A 19,789-nucleotide genomic window follows, 5' to 3' on the forward strand; every position below is an offset into this window, starting at 1 on the left:
ACGGAGGGTGCCAAGGAATATTTGCCGAATGTGACCGAGATTGCTGTCCCGGACACCGATAGGATGGCTGGTCGTACCCACCAGCTCGGACGACCGGGCCGCACCATGGAGGCAGTGTTGCCGAACAATCTCGAAGCGACCATCGATATCGCCGCGCCCCCGGAGCGGGTCTGGGCGATCGTCTCCGACCTGAAGCGGATGCCCGAATTCAGTCCCATGACGGTCCGGATGCAGCCGCTGGGTTCGGTGAAGGTGGGCACCTGGACGGTCAACCTCAACAAGGACGGCTGGAAGCGCTGGCCGACCACCTCCCGCATCGTGCGCCTGGAGCCCAACCGCGAGTTCGCGTTCCGCATGAACGAGAACTTCACCGTCTGGAGCTACCTGCTCGAGCCCACCGCCACCGGCACCAAGCTCACCGAGCGCCGGTCGGTGCCCCAAGGCGTGAACCCCGTGGTCCGCAAGGTCATCGATGTGGTGCTCGGCGGGGAGCCCGCGTTCGAGGACAACTTGGTGCGCGGGATGAACGAGACGCTGGCCAAGATCAAGGTCGCCGCCGAGGGGTGAGCGGCGGGTCGTCCGGCGTGTTCGCCCGCCGGACGACGCCCGCGGTGCGTAGGTTGCCGGTCATGCGACCTTCGATCCCCTGCGCCGCGGCCGCCGCCGCGCTGGCCGTCCTGCTCACCGGCTGCGGTTCCTCGGATTCGCCCGCCCGTGAGGTCACCGTCGTCGGCACCGGTGAGGTGCGCGGCGCCCCCGACATCCTCACCGCCGATCTCGGTGTGGAAGTCACCGCCGACAACGTGTCCACCGCGATCGGCCGCGCGAACGAGCGCGCGAGCGCGATGACCGACGCGGTGGTCGCGGCGGGCGTCCCCCGCGAGGACATCACCACCACCGACGTCACCATCACCCCGGTCTACGCCCCGGACGGCGACGGCCGCACCGTCACCGGCTACCGCGCGGCCAACTCGGTGCGCGTGGTGGTGCGCGATCTGCCGAAGGCCTCGGCCGTGCTGGACGCCGCGGTGGCGGCGGGCGGCGACGAGACCCGGCTGCGCTCGGTCTCCTTCGATCTGGACGACGATTCGCAGCTGCTCGCCGACGCCCGCACCCGCGCCTTCGAGGACGCGCGGGCGCGGGCCCAGCAGTACGCCGACCTCTCCGGGGACGATCTGAAGGACGTCATCACGATCACCGAATCGACCAGCGGCGATCCGGTCCGCCCGGAACGCGGCGCCGCCGCCGACTCGTTCGCGCTGGAACCCGGCACCCGGACGGTGACGTTCACCGTCACGGTCACCTGGGGCCTGGGCTGACCTTCCCGGTTCGGCCCGGCAGCGCGCGGCGGGCCGAACCGGGTTGGGGTCGTCAGGCCCAGTTCGGCATCGTCACCACTTGCGCGGCATAGGAGAGCCCGGCGCCGAACGCGATGAGCAGCGCGGTGTCGCCGGGCCTGGACTCGCCCTTGCGCAGCAGCGCTTCCATGGCCAGCGGCACCGACGCGGCGGAGGTGTTGCCGGTCTCCTCGATGTCGTTGGCCAGCGCGCAGTCCTCGGAGAGCTTGAGCACGCGGGCCATGATCTCGATGATGCGGCCGTTGGCCTGGTGCGGGATCATCGCCTGGATGTCCTCGGTGGCCAGTCCCGCGCGGTCGATCGCGTCGCGGCACACTTTCTCCAGCGAGTGCGCGGCCCAGCGGAACACGGCCGTGCCCTCCATGGTCAGGTAGGGCCGCACGGCGTCGAGGCCCTTCTCCTCGATCTCGGCGAAGAACTCCATCCAGTCCTTGTCCTGGCGGATGGCGTGGTGCTGGGTGCCGTCCGATCCCCACACCGTGGGGCCGATGCCCGGCTCGTCGGACGGGCCGACCACCACCGCGCCCGCGCCGTCGGCGAAAAGGAACGCCGTGGAGCGGTCGGTCATGTTGATGGTGTCGGTCAGCTTCTCGACACCGATCACCAGCACGTTCTTCGAGGTGCCCGCGCGCACCAGGTCCGAGGCCAGCGCCAGGGCGTGGCAGAACCCGGCACAACCTGCGGAGATGTCGAAGGCGGCGGCCCCGGTCATGCCCAGCTCGGTGGCGATGCGCGGAGCGGCGGCGGGCGTGAGCAGCAGGTGCGTGGAGGTCGCGACGATGACGCAGTCGACCTGGTCGACGTCCACCCCCGCCGAGGCCAGGGCGCCGCGCGAGGCGGCCACGCTCATGCTCTGGATCGTCTCGTCCTCGGCGGCGAATCGGCGGGTCTTGATGCCCGACCTGGTCCGGATCCACTCGTCACTCGAGTCGATCGGACCCGCCACTTCGTCGTTGGTGACCACCCGGGCGGGGCGATAAACGCCGAGCCCGAGGATCGCGGTGTGCTCTGCCCCGATGGTTTGGGCGAGTCGAGCAGACATGATGCGTCTCCTAATAACCTGCGGCGCTGCCGGCCGGGGAGGCCCGGCGAAGCTACGTGAGCGTAGACATGAGGCCCCCTCATATTAGCTCGCAGCGGCGTGGCGGGCGTGCGTATGGTCACTTTTCCCGGGTATACCTGCGGATAGCGCATCGATTGCTGTTCGGCGCGCCCCCAACTAGTGATGCGAGGAATCAATGCTCGGTCTCGGGATCATCGGCTGGATCATCATCGGCGGCCTCGCCGGATGGATCGCCAGCAAGTTCATGAAAACGGATGCTCAGCAGGGGATCGTGCTGAACATCGTGGTCGGCGTGATCGGCGGCCTGCTCGGTGGCTTCCTGCTGAAGTTGCTCGGCGTGGACGTCGAGGGCGGCGGCCTGTGGTTCAGCTTCTTCACCTGCCTCGGCGGCGCTGTGATTTTGCTGTTCCTGGTCAAGCTGGTGACCGGCCGCAGGGCCTGACGGCTGACCCGCGTGCCACGGGCTCCTTTCCCGTAGTGTGTGATCGCTTACGCCGGACCTATCGTGGAGTGGCGTAACCGACCACGAACCAGCACGAAAGAGGAGCCTGTGGCACGCCGTCCCACCCCGCCCGGCACGCCCGAGACCACCGGAATCGGGCATGTCATCGATCTGGTCCGCAGCACCATTCCGCCGCTGCACCCCGCCGGGCTGCCGTTCGTCGCCGCGCCGCTGGCCGTCGCCGTGCTCGGCGGCAAACGCAAGTGGGTCCGCCGGACCGGCCTGGTCGCCGCGGCGGCCTGCGCCACCTTCTTCCGCCACCCGAACCGGGTGCCCCCGAACCGCGCCGGCGTGGTCGTCGCGCCCGCCGACGGCGAGATCGCGCTCGTCGACACCGCTGTGCCGCCCGCCGAACTCGGCCTGGGCGAGCAGCCGCTGCCCCGGGTCAGCATCTTCCTGTCCGTGCTGGACGTGCACGTGCAGCGCATCCCGTTCTCCGGCACCGTCGTCGACGTGCGCCACCAGGACGGCCAGTTCCGCTCGGCCGATCTGCCCGAGGCCAGCGCGGTCAACGAGCGCACCAGCCTCGTGCTCGAACTCGCCGACGGCAGGCGCCTGGTGGTCGTCCAGATCGCCGGTCTGCTCGCCCGCCGCATCGTGTGCGACGCCGTGGTGGGCGACAAGGTCACCATCGGCGACACCTACGGGCTGATCCGCTTCGGCTCGCGCGTGGACACCTACTTCCCGGCGGGCACCGAACTGCTGGTCCAGCCGGGCCAGCGCACCATAGGCGGCGAGACCGTCCTGGCCGAGTTGTCATGATGGAAGCCGCTGTGCCCGCGCAGCGGCGCAGGCGACGCAGCGTCCGGTTGCTCCCGAGCATCGTGACGATCCTCGCGCTGTGCGCGGGACTCTCGGCGGTGAAGTTCGCCCTCGACGGCAGGCTCGACCTGACGCTGGCCATGGTCGGCGCGGCCGCGGTGCTCGACACCCTCGACGGCAGGCTGGCGCGCATGCTCGACGCCACCACCAAGATGGGCGCCGAACTGGACTCGCTGTCCGACGCGATCTCCTTCGGTGTGGCGCCCGCGCTGGTCCTCTACGTCACGCTGCTCGACGAGAACAGCGCGGGCTGGATCATCGCGCTGTTGTTCGCGGTGAGCATCGTGCTGCGGCTGGCCCGGTTCAACACCCTGCTCGACGACGACACCCGCCCGGACTGGGCGCGCGAGTACTTCGTCGGCGTGCCCGCGCCCGCGGGCGCGCTGATCGCGCTGGTGCCGATCGCGCTGTACGTGCAGTTCGGCGACGGCTGGTGGGTCGGGTTCTACGAGGTGGCGGCGTGGACGGTGTTCGCGGCGGCGCTGTGCGTGAGCACCATCCCGACGCTGGCCATGAAGTCGGTGTCGGTGGCGCCGCAGGCGGCCGCGGGCCTGCTGGTGCTGGTCGCGCTGGCGGCCGCGCTGCTGGTGACCTACCCGATCGTCCTGCTGCTCGTCCTGGTCGCGCTGTACCTGGCGCACATCCCGTTCGCCTGGCATTCGCAGCGCTGGGTCGCGGCCCGTCCGGAGACCTGGCAGCACAAGCCCGCCGAGCGCCGCGCCCAGCGGCGGGCGCAGCGGCGTCGTCCGGCGGTGCGGTCCGGTGCGCGCGGGTCCACCGCCCGGCTGCGGCTGCGCAGGCCGGGCGGTAAGCGGGAGCAATCCGACGACGTCACGAGGTAGTCGCCGTGGGCGGGTACCCTTCGCTTCGGCGGCGAGGCCGAACGGGGTGTGCCCCGGTACCGCGGAAGAGGTGAGGCGTGGAATCCGACGGATTGAGCGCGTTCCAGGCGCACCGCCCCCGGTTGTACGCGCTCGCCTACCGGATGCTCGGCTCGGCCGCCGAGGCCGAGGACGCGGTGCAGGAGACCTACCTGCGCTGGGAATCCGCCGACCGCGCCGCGATCGGCTCGGCCGAGGCGTGGCTCACCACCGTTCTCGCGAATCTGTGTCGCACCTGGCTGGTGTCGGCGCGCACCCGTCGCGAGTCCTACGTGGGCGTGTGGCTGCCCGAGCCGGTGCCCACCTCGGGCGGTGAACTGGGCCCGCTGGAGACGGCCGAGGAGCGCGAACTCGTCTCGCTGGCCCTGCTGGCCGCGATGGAGCGGTTGAATCCGGTGGAGCGCGCCGTGTTCGTGCTGCGTGAGGCGTTCGGTTACGCCCACCGCGAGATCGCCGACATGCTCTCGCTCACCGAGGCCAACTCCCAGCAGACCTACCGCCGCGCGAGTCAGCGTGTGCGCGATGGCAAGTCGCGGTTCACCGTGCCGCCCGCGCAGGCCACCGCCCTCATCGAGCGTTTTCTCGAGGCCGCGCGCAACGGGGACGTCGAGAAGCTGGAGAGCGTGCTCGCCGCCGATGTCATCGCCGTGGCCGACGGCGGCGGGAAGGTCAACGCGGCGCGGCGGCCGGTGCACGGGGCCGGCAAAGTCGCGCGCTACCTGGTCGGGCTGTGGCGCTGGGCGGTGCCGGAGATGGACTTCGCGATCGAGGAGTTCAACGGCGCGCCCGGCCTGGTGGTGCGCGTCGGTGGTGCACCGCTGATCGTGATCGCCTACGAGCTGGCCGACGACGCGGTGTCGGCGCTGTACCTGGTGGTGAATCCCGACAAGCTCGCGCGGCTGGCGCGGGCCGGGGAGTCCGAGTCCGGGTTCGGGTGACGCGGGTCACGCCGGGGATCTGTCAGGGATCGCGGGGCTGTCCGGTCGAACTGGTGTAGGCCAATCGAGAGGAGCCACATCATGACCGGACAGCATCGGATCGTCGTGCTCGGCGCGGGTTACGCGGGGTTGTCGGCCGCGCGCCGGTTCGCGGGCAAGGGCGCCGAGGTCACCGTGGTGGACGCGCGCGCGGAGTTCGTCGAGCGGGTGCGATTGCATCAGGTGGCGGCGGGGCAGTCGGTGCGGCGCTGGGATCTCGCGGAGTTGCTGCGGGGCAAGGGGATCGGCTTCGTCCACGCCCGCGCCGAACACATCGACACCGCCGCCGGACAGGTGCGGCTGCACGACGGCGCCACGCTCGCTTACGACACGCTCGTTTACGCGCTCGGCAGCATCGCCGACACCGCAGGGGTGCCCGGTGCGGCCGAACACGCGAAATTCGTTGCCACACCGGAGGATCTGACCTGGACGGCGGGCGCGGGCCGGATCGCGGTGGTCGGCGCGGGCGCGACGGGCATCGAACTGGCCGCGGAACTGGCCGAGTCGCTGCCGGATTCGCGCGTGACGCTGTTCAGCCCCGACGAGCCGGGCGCGTGGCTCTCGCCCAAGGCCGTCGCGCACATCCGCCGCGTGCTGGAGCGTCTCGGCGTCGAGATCCGGCCGGACGCGAAGGTCACCGAGGTGCTCGCCGACGGCGTGCGGTTGGCCTCGGGGGAGGTCGTGCCCACCGACGTGACCGTCTGGACGACCGGGTTCGGCGTGCCGGATCTGGCGGCGCGCTCGGGACTCGCGGTGGACGCCGCCGGGCGCGTGCGCACCGACTCGTCGCTGCGCTCGGTCTCACACCCGAACGTGTACGCGGCCGGGGACAGCGCCGTCGTCGCGGGCCCCGGCGACCGGGAGCTGCGGATGGCCTGCGCCACCGCGCTGCCCACCGGTAAATACGCGGCCGACGCGGCCCTGGCGCGGCTGGCCGGCCGGGAGCCGCGCGGGCTCGGCTTCCGCTACGTCCTGCAATGCCTGAGCCTGGGCAGGCACGACGGACTGGTTCAGTTCGTGCGCGCCGACGACAGCCCGCGCGGCACCGTGCTGCGCGGCCGCACGGGCGCGTGGGTGAAGGAGCGGATCGTGCGCTTCGCGGCGGCGTCGGCGGGCGCGAAATAGGCGGGTTTCCGCCAAGCGTCAACCATAGGTTGACGATTCCCAGATCGTCAACCTATGGTTGACGCATGACTTCCTCCATTCGCCTCGACGACCTCATCGACGGCATCAAGAAGGCTCGCCCCGACAACGTGCTCGAGCAACTCTCCGACGCCGTGGTCGTCGGGGGCCACCTGGGCGAGGTGGCCGACCATCTCATCGGCCACTTCGTCGACCAGGCGCGCCGCGCCGGCGCGTCCTGGACCGACATCGGCGAATCCATGGGCGTTTCCAAGCAGGCCGCGCAGAAGCGGTTCGTGCCCAAGGATCCCGCCGACGCGGCCGCCATGGACCCCAACGCCGGCTTCGCCAAGTTCACCCCGCGCGCCCGCGCGGTGGTGATGGCCGCGCAGGAGTCCGCGCGCACCGCGGGCAACCAGCGGATCAGCCCGGCGCACCTGGTGCTCGGCCTGCTCGCCGAGCCGGAAGGGCTTGCGGCGCAACAGATCATCGGTACCGGACTCGCCCTCGACGCGGTCCGCGAGGCCGCCACCGCCGCGATCCCGCCCGCCGAGAGCTCCGACGCCCCGGCCGGACTCGTCCCCTTCGACGCGGAGGCCAAGAAGGTCCTCGAACTCACCTTCCGCGAAGCACTTCGCCTGGGCCACAACTACATCGGCACCGAGCATGTGCTGCTGGCCCTGCTCGAGCGCGAGAACGGCGAGGGACTGCTCACCGGTCTCGGACTGGACAAGGACCGCCTGGAGGCGAATCTCCAGGAGGCGCTGGCCTCGATCCTGGCCGCGAAAACCCAGGAGGGGTGAGTCCTCAGGGCACGTTGCGTGCCAGTTCGTCCAGCCACGCGGCGGCCGACGCGTCACTCGGTGCGCGCCAGTCGCCGCGTGGCGAGAGCGAGCCGCCCGAACCGACTTTCGGCGCGTTCGGCAGCGTCGAGCGTTTGAACTGGCTGGTCTGCACGAACCGGCGCAGGAACTCCGCCAGCCAGTGCTTGATCGCGGGCAAGTCGTAGGCGTTGCGCTGGTCGGCCGGGATCAGATCCGGCCACGCCCCGCGCGCCGGGTCCGCCCACGCGTGCCGCGCCAGATACGCGATGCGGCTGGGCCGGTAGCCGAAGCGCAACAGGTAGTACAAGTGGAAATCCTGGAGCTCGTAGGGGCCCACCACGGCCTCCGAGCTCTGGCCGGGGCCCTCGCTGTCTTGATCGTCGGAGGGCACCAGCTCCGGTGAGATCTCGGTGCGCAGAATGGATTCCAGCACTTCGCTCGCCGCCGCGCCGAACCGCTCGCGCTCGGCCGCCCACGCGATGAGGTACTTGATCAGGGTCTTGGGCACCGACGCGTTCACGCTGTAGTGCGCCATGTGGTCGCCGACGCCGAATGTGCACCAGCCCAGCGCCAATTCGCTCAGATCGCCGGTGCCGACCACCAGCGCGCCGTGCTGATTGGCCAGCCGGAACAGGTGCGAGGTGCGCTCACCCGCCTGTACGTTCTCGTAGGTCACGTCGTACTGCGGAACACCCTCGGCCGCAGGGTGATTCAGGTCGCGCAGCATCTGGGTGGCGGACGGGCGGATGTCGATCTCGTTCGCTGTCACGCCCAGCGCCGCCATGAGCCGGTGCGCGTCGGTGCGGGTGCGCGCGCTCGTCGCGAAACCCGGCATGGTGTAGGCGAGGACGTTCGTGCGCGGCAGGCCGAGGCGGTCCATCGTCCCGGCCGCCACCAGCAGCGCCTGCGTGGAATCCAGTCCGCCGGACACGCCGATCACCAGCCGCTGCAACCCGGTCGCGCGCAGCCGGGTGCTCAGGCCCTCGATCTGGATGTGGTGCACCTCCGCGCAACGCTCGTTGCGGGCGGCCGGATCGGCGGGAACGTATGGGAAGCGCGGTATTTCGCGTCGCAACTCCACCGCGCCGGAGGGGACCGGCAGGTCGACGTCCACCCGCCGCAGCGCGCTCAGCCGCTCGCGGTGGTCGTGCACGTTGTCGGCGAAGCTGGTGGTGCGGAGGCGGTCGGCGGCCAGGCGGCGCAGGTCCACATCGGCGGTCACCAGTCGCGGGTGGTCGCCGAAACGCTCACCCTCGGCGAGCAATTCGCCGTTCTCGCATACCAGCGCCTGCCCGTCCCAGGCCAAGTCGGTGGTCGACTCCCCGTGCCCGGCAGCGGAATACAGGTATGCCGCCAGGAACCGCGCCGAATGCGAGGTGCACAGCGCGCGCCGGTACTCGGCCTTGCCGATGACGATATTGCTGGCCGACAGATTCACCAGCACCGTGGCGCCCGCCAGTGCCGCGTATCCGCTGGGCGGCAACGGAACCCAGCCGTCCTCGCAGATCTCCAGGTGGAAGGTGAAGCCCTCCAGATTCGTCGCGGTGAACAGCAGATCCGCCCCGAACGGCACCCGCTGTCCCGCGATGGTCACCGTGCCCGAGAGGTTCTCCCGCGCCGCGGCGAACTGGCGCTTCTCGTAGAACTCGCGATAGTTCGGCAGGTAGCTCTTCGGCGCGGCGCCCAGCACCTGCCCGCGGCAGATCGCGATGCCGCAGTTGAACAATCGGCCCTGATCGCGCACCGGCGCGCCGACGATCAGCACGGTGTCGATGCCGGCGCTCTCGGCCACCAGCCGGGTGAGTGCCGCGTCCACGGCGTCGTCGAGGGCGTCCTGGTGGAACAGGTCGTCGCAGGAGTAGGCCGACAGGCCGAGTTCGGGGAACACCGTCAGCACCGCGCCGTCGGCGGCGGCCCGGCGCGCCAGCGCGAGCGTCTCCTCGGCGTTGTAGGCGGGATCGGCGACCCGCACCCGGGGCACGGCCACCGCGACCCGCGCGAAACCGTGCCGGTAGAGCGAATCGAACGGCGGTGTGGTCATCTCGTCCCCCTCGGGGATCTCGGGCGATCATGATCCACCGCGGAATCTACGCCTCGGTCACGGCCGCCCGCGCAGTCCGCCGCCCCATTTCGGCCAGGTGGCCTGTGGTCTGGGCTCGGCGACCAGCGACGAGCGGTCGATATCGGTGACGAACAGCGGCAGCCGCGGCGCGAGCCCGTCCAGCAGGCCGAGCAGTTTGCCGCCGAGCGCGGCGCGGTATTCGGTCATGGTCAGCCCGACGATCTGCAGGAACGCCACCCGCCCGTTGACGGTGGCGATGGTCCCCAGCTCCGGATCGGGAACGAAACCCACCGCCTGGATCGCCGAATCCGGCCGGTCCGCCGCGATCGGGCCGTTCGCCTTGATCGTGTGCCCCGGTTCGAACCACTTGCCGGACTGGAAGACGTACTTGGCGAGGTTCTGCATGAAGTTCGCGGGCCACACCGGCGGCTGCTCCGCGTCGGTGGCCAACCGGAAGGTGAACTCGAACCCCCACCCCGACACCTCGGGGTCGTCCCATTCCTTTTCACCCAGCTCGCTCATGCCGTATCCGACGTAGTGCCAGTGCGGCACCGGGTCGTCCCGCCGATACGCGCTGATCCCCTCCAGCGGGTCGGGGCCACCCAGCGACCAGGGATGCCCCACCGTCCAGTGCACCGGTGCCTGCCCGCCGTACAACTGCGCCAGGGCGCCGTCGATCGCGTCCCAGCCGGCTCCATCACTCACCCGGCCACTTTATGCCCCGTAAAGCGGTCCTTCCCGGCGTCGGTGGCCCGGTCGCCCCGCCGGACGACGGTCGCCTGCCCGGCCGGTCCTCGGAACCGGGCCGTGACGACCCGCGGGAAACCGCCGCCGTACTGGGCGCGTGACCACCGCTGCCGGGGGTTTGCCCGGTAACCTATAGCAATGGTGGATCAATCTGGTGATACGGATTCCGACCTAGTCGCGGGGGAGAGTCGCGCGGATCTGCTGCTCGCGCTGTCGTACGTGTCCACCGAGGCGGGGCCGGACGGGGAGTACATCGTCAACGGGAATCTGCCGCCGGAGGTGGCGCCACCGTTCATCCGGGCCGTCATGCGGGTGGAGGCGGAGTTGCTGTTGCACGACGCCGAGCTCGTCACCGTCGACAACGAGGAACCGCGCACCCCCGAGGAGCGGCGCACCGACGCGTTCGTCGCGCTGGTGCTGCGCATCGACGACCGGCACTGAGCGCCGCCCGGACCTTGCACTCGGCACCCCAGAGTGCTAGAAATGGCTTTGGCACTCTCGACCTGTGAGTGCCAGGTCGGGACGGTGAGACCGGGTTCCATCGACACCCTCGGTCGTCCGTCGCGGGCACCGAACCTGGCCAGCGTATATGGGGTGATCCGACCTGCGGTCGCCCCGTGTGTCAGCCATCCACATGGAGGATCTCAAAAACGCCATGGCCAAGACAATTGCGTATGACGAAGAGGCCCGCCGCGGCCTCGAGCGCGGCCTGAACAGCCTCGCCGACGCGGTCAAGGTGACGCTGGGCCCCAAGGGTCGCAACGTTGTCCTGGAGAAGAAGTGGGGCGCCCCCACGATCACCAACGATGGTGTGTCCATCGCCAAGGAGATCGAGCTGGAGGACCCGTACGAGAAGATCGGCGCCGAGCTGGTCAAGGAAGTCGCCAAGAAGACCGACGACGTCGCGGGTGACGGCACCACCACCGCCACCGTGCTCGCCCAGGCGCTGGTGCGCGAGGGCCTGCGCAACGTCGCCGCCGGCGCCAACCCGCTGGGCCTCAAGCGCGGCATCGAGAAGGCCGTCGAGGCCGTCACCGCCAAGCTGCTCGACACCGCCAAGGAGGTCGAGACCAAGGAGCAGATCGCTGCCACCGCCGGTATCTCGGCCGGCGACGCGTCCATCGGCGAGCTGATCGCCGAAGCCATGGACAAGGTCGGCAAGGAAGGCGTCATCACCGTCGAGGAGAGCAACACCTTCGGTCTCCAGCTGGAGCTCACCGAGGGCATGCGCTTCGACAAGGGCTACATCTCCGGTTACTTCGTGACCGATCCGGAGCGCCAGGAAGCCGTCCTCGAGGATCCCTACATCCTGCTGGTCGGTTCCAAGGTCTCCACCGTCAAGGACCTGCTGCCGCTGCTGGAGAAGGTCATCCAGGCCGGTAAGCCGCTGCTGATCATCGCCGAGGACGTCGAGGGCGAGGCCCTGTCGACCCTGGTCGTGAACAAGATCCGCGGCACCTTCAAGTCGGTCGCCGTCAAGGCCCCCGGCTTCGGCGACCGCCGCAAGGCGCAGCTGGCCGATATCGCCATCCTCACCGGTGGCGAGGTCATCAGCGAAGAGGTCGGCCTCTCCCTGGAGACCGCCGGCGTCGAGCTGCTGGGCCAGGCCCGCAAGGTCGTCGTCACCAAGGACGAGACCACCATCGTCGAGGGCGCGGGCGACGCGGAGGCCATCAAGGGCCGGGTCGCGCAGATCCGCACCGAGATCGAGAACTCGGACTCGGACTACGACCGGGAGAAGCTGCAGGAGCGCCTGGCCAAGCTGGCCGGCGGTGTCGCGGTGATCAAGGCGGGCGCGGCCACCGAGGTCGAGCTCAAGGAGCGCAAGCACCGCATCGAGGACGCCGTCCGCAACGCGAAGGCGGCCGTCGAGGAGGGCATCGTCGCCGGTGGTGGCGTGGCCCTGCTGCAGTCGGCGCCGGCGCTGGACGCGCTGAACCTGACCGGTGACGAGGCGACCGGCGCGAACATCGTGCGTGTCGCGCTGTCGGCTCCGCTGAAGCAGATCGCCTTCAACGCCGGCCTCGAGCCCGGCGTGGTCGCCGAGAAGGTGTCGAACCTGCCCGCGGGTTCCGGCCTGAACGCCGATTCGGGCGAGTACGAGGACCTGCTGGCCGCCGGCGTCGCCGACCCGGTCAAGGTCACCCGTTCGGCCCTGCAGAACGCGGCGTCCATCGCGGCGCTGTTCCTCACCACCGAGGCCGTCGTGGCCGACAAGCCGGAGAAGGCCGCTGCTCCCGCGGGCGACCCGACCGGTGGCATGGGCGGCATGGACTTCTGATCCCCTCGGAAGTTCGCTAGCTCTCGCTGGTAGCGAAGGCCGGTCCACTCTCGAAGTGGACCGGCCTTCGTCGCGTTCGGGGGATTGCGGTGCGGTAGCTCGGGATTGGCGCGCTGGAATCGGTTCGCGCTGTCGCGGTGGGGAATTCGCCGGGTGTGGTGCGGGAGCCGTTGTCGCCGCGGGCGATTCACGCGGTGGCGGGCAGGCGCAGGCGCTCGGCGAGTTCGTTGAAGATGTAGAAATTGGGGATGGTGGCGACGGGTGTCAGCGAGATCCAGGTACCGTCGACCTTGATGCGGACCAGGCCGCCGCGGGCGTCGATGAGCTGGATGCGCTCCCACGGGTAGAACTGGTCGCGGTAGGTGAGCGCGTGCAGGTCCAGGCCGAGGTCGCCGAACAGCACGCTGCCGCCGCCGTCGATGGTGGCGACGGCGCGGGGGAGCTGGGTGCCGGTGACGGCGGACTGGATGGCGCGGCCCCATTCGCGCGCCTCGGCGAACTCGGTGTCGTCGAAAGCGGCCTTGACGCCGCCGGGCCCGGTGAGCTCCATGGCGTAGTCCACCCGGGCGGTGTTCTGGAAGGGGATCACCTGCTGGCGCACCTCGGCGGTGTCCCACCGGAATCCGGCCACTCGCTCACCGGAGCGGTACACCGTCATGCCGTTGTCGAACAGGTCCAGCCGCGCGGCGCGGTTGCGCCGGTTCTGCCTGCCGCGCAGCAGCGCCATGACGGCGGGCACCAGCGCGACCAGCCAGATCGCCGCCCCGCCGGCCGGGGAACCCGCGGCGGCGCTGATGATTCCGACGGCGGCGAGCCCGCCCGCGACGATCCCGCAGCCGCGCACGAACGTGTCGCTGACGGGTGCGGCCAGGAAGGTCTGGCGGTGGGCGCCGAGCTTCTCGTACTCGGCCATCAGGTGCACCAGCTGCGTCAGCGGCACCGTGCGCCGGACCTCGGTTCCGTCCGCACCGTCGTCCGGCAGGGTCGGAGTGGTCAATCGTCCCTCCATGAGGCGGTTTTCATCCGCGCGAAGCGTATGCCACCCGGCCGAATACCGCCACCCCGCCCGCAGCCGTTGTCCGCCATGTGTCCTCGCTATCGCGCCGGGCTCACCTACGGTCGCATCCGCATCCGCATCCGAGGCCGGCCCGGCGGCCGCGCATCTCGCGCGCGCCACACGCAACCCCCCTCAGATCCCGTCCACCGTCACAACGCGGAACGGTCCCGGCGTCCCCGGCCCGGCGGGCCCGCCCTTGTCGAACTGCGACGCCACCACCAGCAGCCGGTCGCCGCTGCGCACGAGTGTGGTTGGCACGTCGAGGCTTTCGTCGGTGAATCGGTCGTCGAGCCGGGCCGCGGCGGCGTCGTCGGTGAGGGTCCAGCGCGACACCATCTCGTCCATGTTGTGCACCACCCACAGGGTGTCGCCGCGCAGGGCCAGCCCGTCGCCGTTGCGCAGGTCGCCGCCGTCCAGCGCGACGCGGCGGATCGCGGGCGCGGCCCCGGTGAGGTCGACGCGGTACAGGTGGCCCGCGATCATGTCGACCGCCAGCAGGTGCCGCCCGGACTCCGCGGCCACGATGCCGTTGAGGCTGGCCGCGCCGGCCTCGCGCGGTGCGAGTTCGGGCGTGAGGTCGAATGCCGGTGTGAGCGCGCCACTTCCGCCCTGCGCCGCGGCTTCGCGCACCTGGTCGGGGGTGACGCGGTAGAGCACGGCGCGCACGCTGTCGGTGAGGTAGGCGGTGCCGTCGGGGGTGATCGTCACGTCGTTGACGAAGCGGGGATCGTCATCCGGGACGTCGAACCGGGCCAAGGCCGTGCGACTGGTCGTGTCGTAGACGGTGACCCCTTTGGTCGAGTCGGTGACCCAGAGCCGCCCTTGCGGGTCCACGGCCAACCCGTTGGCGGTCGCTCGCCCGTCCGCGCCCGCGGGCAGGAAGACCTCGGCGCGCGGCGCGCCGGGTTCGGCCCGGTACACCGAGCCGTCCTCGTAGGACCCGACGTAGGTGACGCCGGTGTTCGGCTCCAGCGCGATGCCCTCGGGATAGACGCGGTCGCCGGGCAATTCGTACGCGGTCTGGACCCGCGCTTCCGGTTCGGCGCTGCCGCAGGCGGCGAGGACGGCCGCGAGCACGGCTACGGCGGTGAGTCGGGTGGCCGACATGGGTGACCCCTTGCGATCAATAGAACTCTGTCTTACATGTCGGCACGAATTTAGATTAGAGTTCTAATGATCGTCAAGATTCGAATGAATCGGAGGGTGGATACGATGCCTCCATGACGTCCATGCCCGCCGAGGACCGCATCGGTTCGTATGTCAAACGCGCCGAACAGGCCCTCGCCACGGCAAAACACGCGGCCTTGAAACCGGCGGGCGTCACGGTCGCGCAGTACGCCGCGCTGCTGCACCTCTCGGAGAACCCCGGTATCTCGGCCGCCGCGCTGGCCCGGCTGTGCGGTGTCACCCCGCCGACCATCAACACGGTGCTGGCCAACCTCGCCGACCGCGGGCTCATCGAGCGCACGCCGCACGCCTGGCACCGCAACGTCCTGGAGACCCGCCTCACCGAGCGCGGCAACGCCGTCATGGCCGACGCCGACGCCCGCGCGATCCGCGTCGAACGCGCCGTCGCCGCCGCCTTCACCGACGCCGAGCGCGACACCCTCCTCGACCTGCTCACCCGCTGCGCCGACGCCTTCGACGCGGCCCGCCTCGCGGAGTCCGGCCGCTAGCGCCGATAACCGACGCCGCCGGCGCTACGACCAGGCGCGACGGTGCCGGACGCAGCGGGTCGGCTTCACGCCTCGGCGGGCGCTGCCACGCTCGGAACCTCCCGTGTCGGCAAATCATCAGTGACACCGAAATGGCCGAGGACGAATCGGAGTGGTCGCGGGAACGGCTTCCTATTCGTGCTGCTGGTGCGAGTCGACACGACGGTGCTCGGCTCCGGTTCCGCGGCGTCGGGGCGGCATCGCCTTCCCCTCTGCCAACTTTCGGCTAACGCGCTGCCGGCTGAGGCGCGAGACGAAGGGCCCGATCCATGACGAGGGGATCGGGCGCTTCGGTATTGTCTGCCCCAATGTCACAGGATGCGAATACGGGACGTATGTACGCCGGGCAGCCCGTCGAGGACCGGCAGCGCCAGCGGCGTGCGCGTTTTCTGGAGTCCGGTCTGACGGTCTTCGCTCGCGACGGCTACGCCAACAGTTCGGTGGGCGCAATCTGTAAGGACGCCGGGCTCTCCTCGCGCCAGTTCTACGAGGAGTTCACCGGACGCGAATCGCTGCTGCTCGAACTGTACGAGCAGATCGATCGCGAATCGCGCGAGGCGGTCACCGCCGCCCTGGCGAAGAAGGCCGACTCCGGCGCGCTCGAGATCATCGACGCCGCCGTGCGCGCCTACGTGGAGACCATCGGCGCCGACCCGCGCAAGGCCAGGGTCGCCCTCGTCGAGGTCGTCGGCGCCGGGCCCAAGGTGGAGAAGTTCCGCCTGGAGCTGCGCCGCGTCTGGGGCGCGCTGCTGGCCAGCGCCGCCGAGGACGCCGCCATGCACGGCGAGATCCCGCCGGGCGACTACGAGATGCGGGTGCTGGCCATCATCGGCGCGGTCAACTACGTGGTCGACTCCTGGAGCGGATCGGACCCGCGCCCCCCGCTCGACGACGTCATCCGGGTGCTGAGCCGGGTGATCATGGGCGCGGTCGGCGCCTGATCCCGGCGGCCGCGACGTGCGTGGAGAGTCCGGCGCCGCGCGGGGTACGGTGCGCGGCATGCAGACAGTGCCGATCCAGGTGCCCGACGGCAGCACCATTCCGGTGCGCCTGGTCGCGGCGCGGGGCGAGCATCGCCATCCCGTGACCCCCGACGCGCCGCGTCCGGTGGTGGTGATCGTGCCCGGTCTCGGGGTGCCCGGCGCCTACTACGAACTCGTCGCCAAGCGGTTGGCCGCGCGCGGATTCGACGCCGCCATAGGCGAATTGCGCGGCAACGGCGACAGCCGCCCGCGGCCGAGCCCCACCAGCACGTACGGCTACCACGAACTCGTCTCCGTCGATTTCCCGGCGATGATGCAGGTGGTGCGCGACCGGTTCCCGGCCAGCACCCCCTACCTGCTGGGGCACAGCATGGGCGGCCAGCTCGCCGTCCTGTACGCGGCGCGCGTGCGCGGCAGGCTGGGCGGGCTGATCCTCATCGCCTCCGGCACGCCCTACTACCGCGGTTATCGCGGGTTATTCGCGCCCGGAATGCTTTTCGGCACCACGGCGGCCTCGCTGGCCGCGAGCGTCGCGGGGTTCTGGCCGGGCGACAAGATCACCGTCGGCGGGTTCGGCCCGCAGTCGAAGGTGCTCGTCTCGGACTGGGCGCGCCTGGCCCGCACCGGCCGGTTCGTCCCGGTCGGCGCGGATATCGACTACGAGGAGCGCATCGCCCGGCTGAAGCTGCCGGTGCTCTCGATCACCATCGCCGGTGACGAACTCACCCCGCGCGGCTCCGCCGAACACCTGCTGGGCAAGATGCCCGACGCCGACATCACCACCTGGCGCCAGCCCGAACGGCTCGGCCACAACGGCTGGATTCCGGACCCGGACTCCACGGTGGACCGCATCGAGAAGTGGTTGCGCGACCGCTGATTTCACGCCGCCGGGCCCGATGTGTCCGGACCCGGCGGCGCGCGATCAGCGCACCCCGGTGATCGCGGCGAACAGTCCGGCGAGATAGTCAGGCCCGAGCGTGCCGAGCGCGGGCGCGCTCAGCGGGGTCGACATCGTCCGCACGTCGCACCCGGCCGGACGGGGCCCGGCGGCGCGCTCTTTGAGCCAGGCGTAGGCGCCCGGCGCCCCGAGGCCCCAGCCGAACACGTGCGCCGACACCGCCGACGGGATCACGTCGCGCCGGTAGGTGACGGGTGTGCCCGTGCCGCAGTACCTTTCGACCAGCGCGTCGGCCGAGGCGATCGTGCTCAACTCGTCGTCCACGGCGTTGTACACGTAGAGCGGTGCGGTGGGCGCGCCGCGGCCGAGTTGGCGTTCGGCGAGCAGGCCGCGGGTGATCGGGTGCTCGACCAGGTCGGAGAGCGGCACGGTGAGCAGCGTATTCACATCGCGGAGCATGAAGTTCAGCAGGTTCTGCGGGGTGCAGCTCGCCGCCGCCAGGTCGATCAGGTGCTTGCCCTCCGGCGTGGTCGAGCGGTCGACGAGCGCGGCGAGTTCCGGTGAGTCCTGGCGCAGCGCGGCCACGCCGATCCCGACCAATCCCGCCACCGGAGAACCGTTTCCGTTGTACAGCGCGGTCGCCAGGTCGGCGACGGGTGCGCCCACCGCCATCCCGGCCACGTTCAGTTCCGGCGCGTAGGTGGGCTGGAGTTCGGCCGCCCACGCCGTCGCGATGCCGCCGCCGGAGTACCCCCAGAACAAGCTGGGGATATCGGCGGGCAGCCCGAGCGCGGTGAAGTTCCGCACCGCGCGCACGCCGTCGAGCGCGACGTACCCCGGTTCCCTCGGCGTGAGGAAACGGTTCTGCACACCACCGAGATCCGGGACCGACACCACCCATCCCTGTTGCAGCCCGGCCGCGATCATCGGCGCTTCGTTCGCGGTGGTGGACAGGATGACCGGCCCGCCGAACTTTGCCGGGTCCAGCCACCCCGAGCCGGTGCGCAGGGTGCGCGAGGGCATGCAATCGGGCGCGATGGCGTCGATCATGCTGTTGAACGACAGGATCGCGGTCGGCGCGCCGGGCCCGGCCAGGGCGGTGGTGACCGCGGCGTACGGATTGCCCTCGGAATCGGTGGTGCGGTAGAGCAATTGCCACGCGCGCACCTGCATCGGCACCAATTGCAGTGCGCTGGACTGGATCTCGCGCACCCGCAGGATGGTGCCCGGCGGCACCTGCGCCAGCGTCGAGGGTGGCGTGTAGAAGGGGTCGGTCGTATCGGGGATCGCCGAGGCGGTGGGCGCGCCGGTCGTCATCGAGACGCCGAGGGCGACGGCGGCGGCGGTGATGTATCCGAGGAATCGCCGGTACGGAGATCGGTGCGTCCCCCTGGCGGATCCACGTCGTGCTCTTCGAGTCGAATTGATCACCGCTCGATCGTAGAACGTGTTCTAGTTCCGGTGGGCCGAATCAGCCGCGCCAGACCTGTTTCGCGACGCGCAGGAAGTTCCCGCCGAACACCGCCGCGATCTCCGCCGGCGTGAACCCGCGCGCCGCCAGCACCTCGTCCAGGCCCGGCGCCGAGTCGGTGCCGATCAGATCCTCCGGCGGGGTCCATTGCAGCGGGCCGTACTTCGTGTACTCCTCGGAGAACGCTTCGGGGTGGGCGGCGATCTCGGCGTTGAAGTCGTCGCCGTCGAAGGAGTAGTCCGAGCCGATGCCGACGTGGTCGATGCCCACCAGTTCCGCGCCGTACTGGACGTGGTCGGCCATCGCCTCCACCCGCTCGACGCTTTCGTCGGCGCCGTTGCGCCCCAGGAAGATTCCCACGCCGTTCACCCCGATCACGCCGCCCGTCTCCGCGCACGCCCTGGCCTGCTCATCGGTGATATTGCGCGGATGGGCCCACAGGCCCGCGAAATTCGCGTGGCTGTAGATCATCGGCACCTGCGTGCGCGCCGCGATGTCCAGGCCGGTGCGCCGCGAGCAGTGCGCGCCGTCGGCGAACACGCCCGCCTCGTTCAGCGCGCGCACCAGATCCTTGCCGTAGGCGGTCAATCCGGTGTCGTCGGTGTCCAGGCAGCCGCAGCCCGCGGCGTTGGCGTGGTTGTAGACCGGCAGCAGCGAGCGCACGCCCAGTTCGGCGAACACCTCGACGTTGGCCAGGTCGCCGCCGAGCGGGCGGGAGTCCTCCAGATCGAAGGCCAGCGCGATGGTGTCGGGGTCGCCGAGGTCGTCCACCCCGTCGACGAGACGGAATCGTCCGTCCACCAACGCATCCCGCCGGAACTGGCGCACCAGCGCCAGCGCCCGCTCGGTGTCGTGCAGCGAGTACCCGACGTTCACCGACAGGTACGACCCGCGCGGGTACCGGGCGAGCTCGGCGATGTCCGCGCTCGGCAGCAAGGGCAGACAGCAGTGCTGTTCCCATAAGAAGGGTGCCACGGCGGACTCCTCGGGTGTTGTCTCGGATCTTTGATCCTACGAAGCCATCGA

Annotated in this window: 20 protein-coding genes; 13 read left to right on the forward strand and 7 right to left on the reverse strand. The window is 70.4% G+C overall.

Annotated elements, in window-relative coordinates; genetic code table 11:
• Window positions 1-117: 117 nt before the first annotated feature.
• On the forward strand, window positions 118-567 hold the full coding sequence (locus OHB21_RS10515) for an SRPBCC family protein (RefSeq protein WP_067511440.1): 450 nt from the start codon (window positions 118-120) through the stop codon (window positions 565-567).
• A gap of 62 nt (window positions 568-629) precedes the next feature.
• Complete coding sequence (locus tag OHB21_RS10520) at window positions 630-1,319, forward strand: SIMPL domain-containing protein (RefSeq protein WP_067511441.1); 690 nt, start codon at window positions 630-632, stop codon at window positions 1,317-1,319.
• Window positions 1,320-1,371: 52 nt separating this feature from the next.
• Here OHB21_RS10520 and OHB21_RS10525 read toward each other — a convergent pair whose 3' ends face one another.
• Window positions 1,372-2,400, reverse strand: coding sequence for a beta-ketoacyl-ACP synthase III (locus OHB21_RS10525; RefSeq protein WP_195124588.1), 1,029 nt, complete (start codon window positions 2,398-2,400; stop codon window positions 1,372-1,374).
• Window positions 2,401-2,596: 196 nt separating this feature from the next.
• On the opposite strand from OHB21_RS10525, the gene OHB21_RS10530 reads away from it, so the two are divergent.
• From OHB21_RS10530 to OHB21_RS10555, 6 genes are all read left to right on the forward strand, one after another.
• Window positions 2,597-2,863, forward strand: a complete 267-nt coding sequence (locus tag OHB21_RS10530; protein WP_067511395.1) for a GlsB/YeaQ/YmgE family stress response membrane protein — start codon at window positions 2,597-2,599, stop codon at window positions 2,861-2,863.
• Window positions 2,864-2,971: 108 nt separating this feature from the next.
• The gene (locus OHB21_RS10535) at window positions 2,972-3,685 is read left to right on the forward strand and encodes a phosphatidylserine decarboxylase (RefSeq protein WP_195124589.1); all 714 of its coding nucleotides are present in this window, start codon (window positions 2,972-2,974) and stop codon (window positions 3,683-3,685) included.
• Complete coding sequence (locus OHB21_RS10540; protein WP_067511393.1) at window positions 3,685-4,587, forward strand: CDP-alcohol phosphatidyltransferase family protein; 903 nt, start codon at window positions 3,685-3,687, stop codon at window positions 4,585-4,587. The genes OHB21_RS10535 and OHB21_RS10540 overlap by 1 nt, the downstream gene beginning before the upstream one ends.
• A gap of 77 nt (window positions 4,588-4,664) precedes the next feature.
• Window positions 4,665-5,564, forward strand: a complete 900-nt coding sequence (locus OHB21_RS10545) for an RNA polymerase sigma-70 factor (protein WP_195124590.1) — start codon at window positions 4,665-4,667, stop codon at window positions 5,562-5,564.
• A gap of 81 nt (window positions 5,565-5,645) precedes the next feature.
• Window positions 5,646-6,728, forward strand: a complete 1,083-nt coding sequence (locus tag OHB21_RS10550) for an NAD(P)/FAD-dependent oxidoreductase (RefSeq protein ID WP_067511391.1) — start codon at window positions 5,646-5,648, stop codon at window positions 6,726-6,728.
• A gap of 65 nt (window positions 6,729-6,793) precedes the next feature.
• The gene (locus OHB21_RS10555) at window positions 6,794-7,528 is read left to right on the forward strand and encodes a Clp protease N-terminal domain-containing protein (protein WP_195124591.1); all 735 of its coding nucleotides are present in this window, start codon (window positions 6,794-6,796) and stop codon (window positions 7,526-7,528) included.
• 4 nt (window positions 7,529-7,532) lie between these two features.
• Here OHB21_RS10555 and OHB21_RS10560 read toward each other — a convergent pair whose 3' ends face one another.
• Both OHB21_RS10560 and OHB21_RS10565 read right to left on the reverse strand, forming a co-directional pair.
• Complete coding sequence (locus OHB21_RS10560) at window positions 7,533-9,590, reverse strand: NAD(+) synthase (protein ID WP_195124592.1); 2,058 nt, start codon at window positions 9,588-9,590, stop codon at window positions 7,533-7,535.
• A 57-nt stretch (window positions 9,591-9,647) separates the two neighbouring features.
• Window positions 9,648-10,316, reverse strand: coding sequence for a suppressor of fused domain protein (locus OHB21_RS10565; RefSeq protein WP_195124593.1), 669 nt, complete (start codon window positions 10,314-10,316; stop codon window positions 9,648-9,650).
• 180 nt (window positions 10,317-10,496) lie between these two features.
• Here OHB21_RS10565 and OHB21_RS10570 point away from each other — a divergent pair, with 180 nt between their 5' ends.
• Together OHB21_RS10570 and groL are read left to right on the forward strand one after the other, a co-directional pair.
• The gene (locus tag OHB21_RS10570; protein ID WP_067511387.1) at window positions 10,497-10,799 is read left to right on the forward strand and encodes a hypothetical protein; all 303 of its coding nucleotides are present in this window, start codon (window positions 10,497-10,499) and stop codon (window positions 10,797-10,799) included.
• Window positions 10,800-11,013: 214 nt separating this feature from the next.
• Complete coding sequence (gene groL, locus OHB21_RS10575) at window positions 11,014-12,639, forward strand: chaperonin GroEL (protein ID WP_067511439.1); 1,626 nt, start codon at window positions 11,014-11,016, stop codon at window positions 12,637-12,639.
• A gap of 187 nt (window positions 12,640-12,826) precedes the next feature.
• Here groL and OHB21_RS10580 read toward each other — a convergent pair whose 3' ends face one another.
• On the reverse strand, window positions 12,827-13,636 hold the full coding sequence (locus OHB21_RS10580; protein ID WP_228788976.1) for a DUF6585 family protein: 810 nt from the start codon (window positions 13,634-13,636) through the stop codon (window positions 12,827-12,829).
• Between the two features lie 192 nt (window positions 13,637-13,828).
• Complete coding sequence (locus OHB21_RS10585; RefSeq protein WP_195124594.1) at window positions 13,829-14,803, reverse strand: SMP-30/gluconolactonase/LRE family protein; 975 nt, start codon at window positions 14,801-14,803, stop codon at window positions 13,829-13,831.
• Window positions 14,804-14,916: 113 nt separating this feature from the next.
• On the opposite strand from OHB21_RS10585, the gene OHB21_RS10590 reads away from it, so the two are divergent.
• From OHB21_RS10590 to OHB21_RS10600, 3 genes are all read left to right on the forward strand, one after another.
• Entirely contained in the window at window positions 14,917-15,372 is a 456-nt protein-coding gene (locus OHB21_RS10590; RefSeq protein ID WP_228788978.1) for a MarR family winged helix-turn-helix transcriptional regulator, read from the forward strand.
• 347 nt (window positions 15,373-15,719) lie between these two features.
• Window positions 15,720-16,352: a TetR/AcrR family transcriptional regulator gene (locus OHB21_RS10595; RefSeq protein WP_228788980.1), complete on the forward strand. Its 633-nt coding sequence runs from the start codon at window positions 15,720-15,722 to the stop codon at window positions 16,350-16,352.
• A 58-nt stretch (window positions 16,353-16,410) separates the two neighbouring features.
• Complete coding sequence (locus OHB21_RS10600) at window positions 16,411-17,271, forward strand: alpha/beta hydrolase family protein (protein WP_067511436.1); 861 nt, start codon at window positions 16,411-16,413, stop codon at window positions 17,269-17,271.
• A 45-nt stretch (window positions 17,272-17,316) separates the two neighbouring features.
• On the opposite strand, the gene OHB21_RS10605 is transcribed toward OHB21_RS10600, so the two are convergent.
• Both OHB21_RS10605 and OHB21_RS10610 read right to left on the reverse strand, forming a co-directional pair.
• Window positions 17,317-18,723, reverse strand: coding sequence for a lipase family protein (locus OHB21_RS10605; RefSeq protein WP_195126393.1), 1,407 nt, complete (start codon window positions 18,721-18,723; stop codon window positions 17,317-17,319).
• A gap of 40 nt (window positions 18,724-18,763) precedes the next feature.
• Window positions 18,764-19,738 (reverse strand): dipeptidase, encoded by a 975-nt coding sequence (locus tag OHB21_RS10610; RefSeq protein WP_067511383.1) that lies wholly within the window; start codon window positions 19,736-19,738, stop codon window positions 18,764-18,766.
• Window positions 19,739-19,789 lie beyond the last annotated feature (51 nt).

Source organism: Nocardia puris (assembly GCF_036051655.1).
Lineage (GTDB): Bacteria > Actinomycetota > Actinomycetes > Mycobacteriales > Mycobacteriaceae > Nocardia > Nocardia puris.

Bases quoted from the DNA above. Each gene is read 5' to 3' on its own strand.
- OHB21_RS10550 (WP_067511391.1), top strand. From the start codon at position 5,646: ATGACCGGACAGCATCGGATCGTCGTGCTCGGCGCGGGTTACGCGGGG.
- OHB21_RS10600 (WP_067511436.1), top strand. From the start codon at position 16,411: ATGCAGACAGTGCCGATCCAGGTGCCCGACGGCAGCACCATTCCGGTG.
- OHB21_RS10585 (WP_195124594.1), bottom strand. From the start codon at position 14,803: ATGTCGGCCACCCGACTCACCGCCGTAGCCGTGCTCGCGGCCGTCCTC.
- OHB21_RS10520 (WP_067511441.1), top strand. From the start codon at position 630: ATGCGACCTTCGATCCCCTGCGCCGCGGCCGCCGCCGCGCTGGCCGTC.
- OHB21_RS10555 (WP_195124591.1), top strand. From the start codon at position 6,794: ATGACTTCCTCCATTCGCCTCGACGACCTCATCGACGGCATCAAGAAG.
- OHB21_RS10540 (WP_067511393.1), top strand. From the start codon at position 3,685: ATGGAAGCCGCTGTGCCCGCGCAGCGGCGCAGGCGACGCAGCGTCCGG.
- OHB21_RS10530 (WP_067511395.1), top strand. From the start codon at position 2,597: ATGCTCGGTCTCGGGATCATCGGCTGGATCATCATCGGCGGCCTCGCC.
- OHB21_RS10595 (WP_228788980.1), top strand. From the start codon at position 15,720: ATGTCACAGGATGCGAATACGGGACGTATGTACGCCGGGCAGCCCGTC.
- OHB21_RS10525 (WP_195124588.1), bottom strand. From the start codon at position 2,400: ATGTCTGCTCGACTCGCCCAAACCATCGGGGCAGAGCACACCGCGATC.
- groL (WP_067511439.1), top strand. From the start codon at position 11,014: ATGGCCAAGACAATTGCGTATGACGAAGAGGCCCGCCGCGGCCTCGAG.
- OHB21_RS10570 (WP_067511387.1), top strand. From the start codon at position 10,497: ATGGTGGATCAATCTGGTGATACGGATTCCGACCTAGTCGCGGGGGAG.
- OHB21_RS10560 (WP_195124592.1), bottom strand. From the start codon at position 9,590: ATGACCACACCGCCGTTCGATTCGCTCTACCGGCACGGTTTCGCGCGG.
- OHB21_RS10590 (WP_228788978.1), top strand. From the start codon at position 14,917: ATGACGTCCATGCCCGCCGAGGACCGCATCGGTTCGTATGTCAAACGC.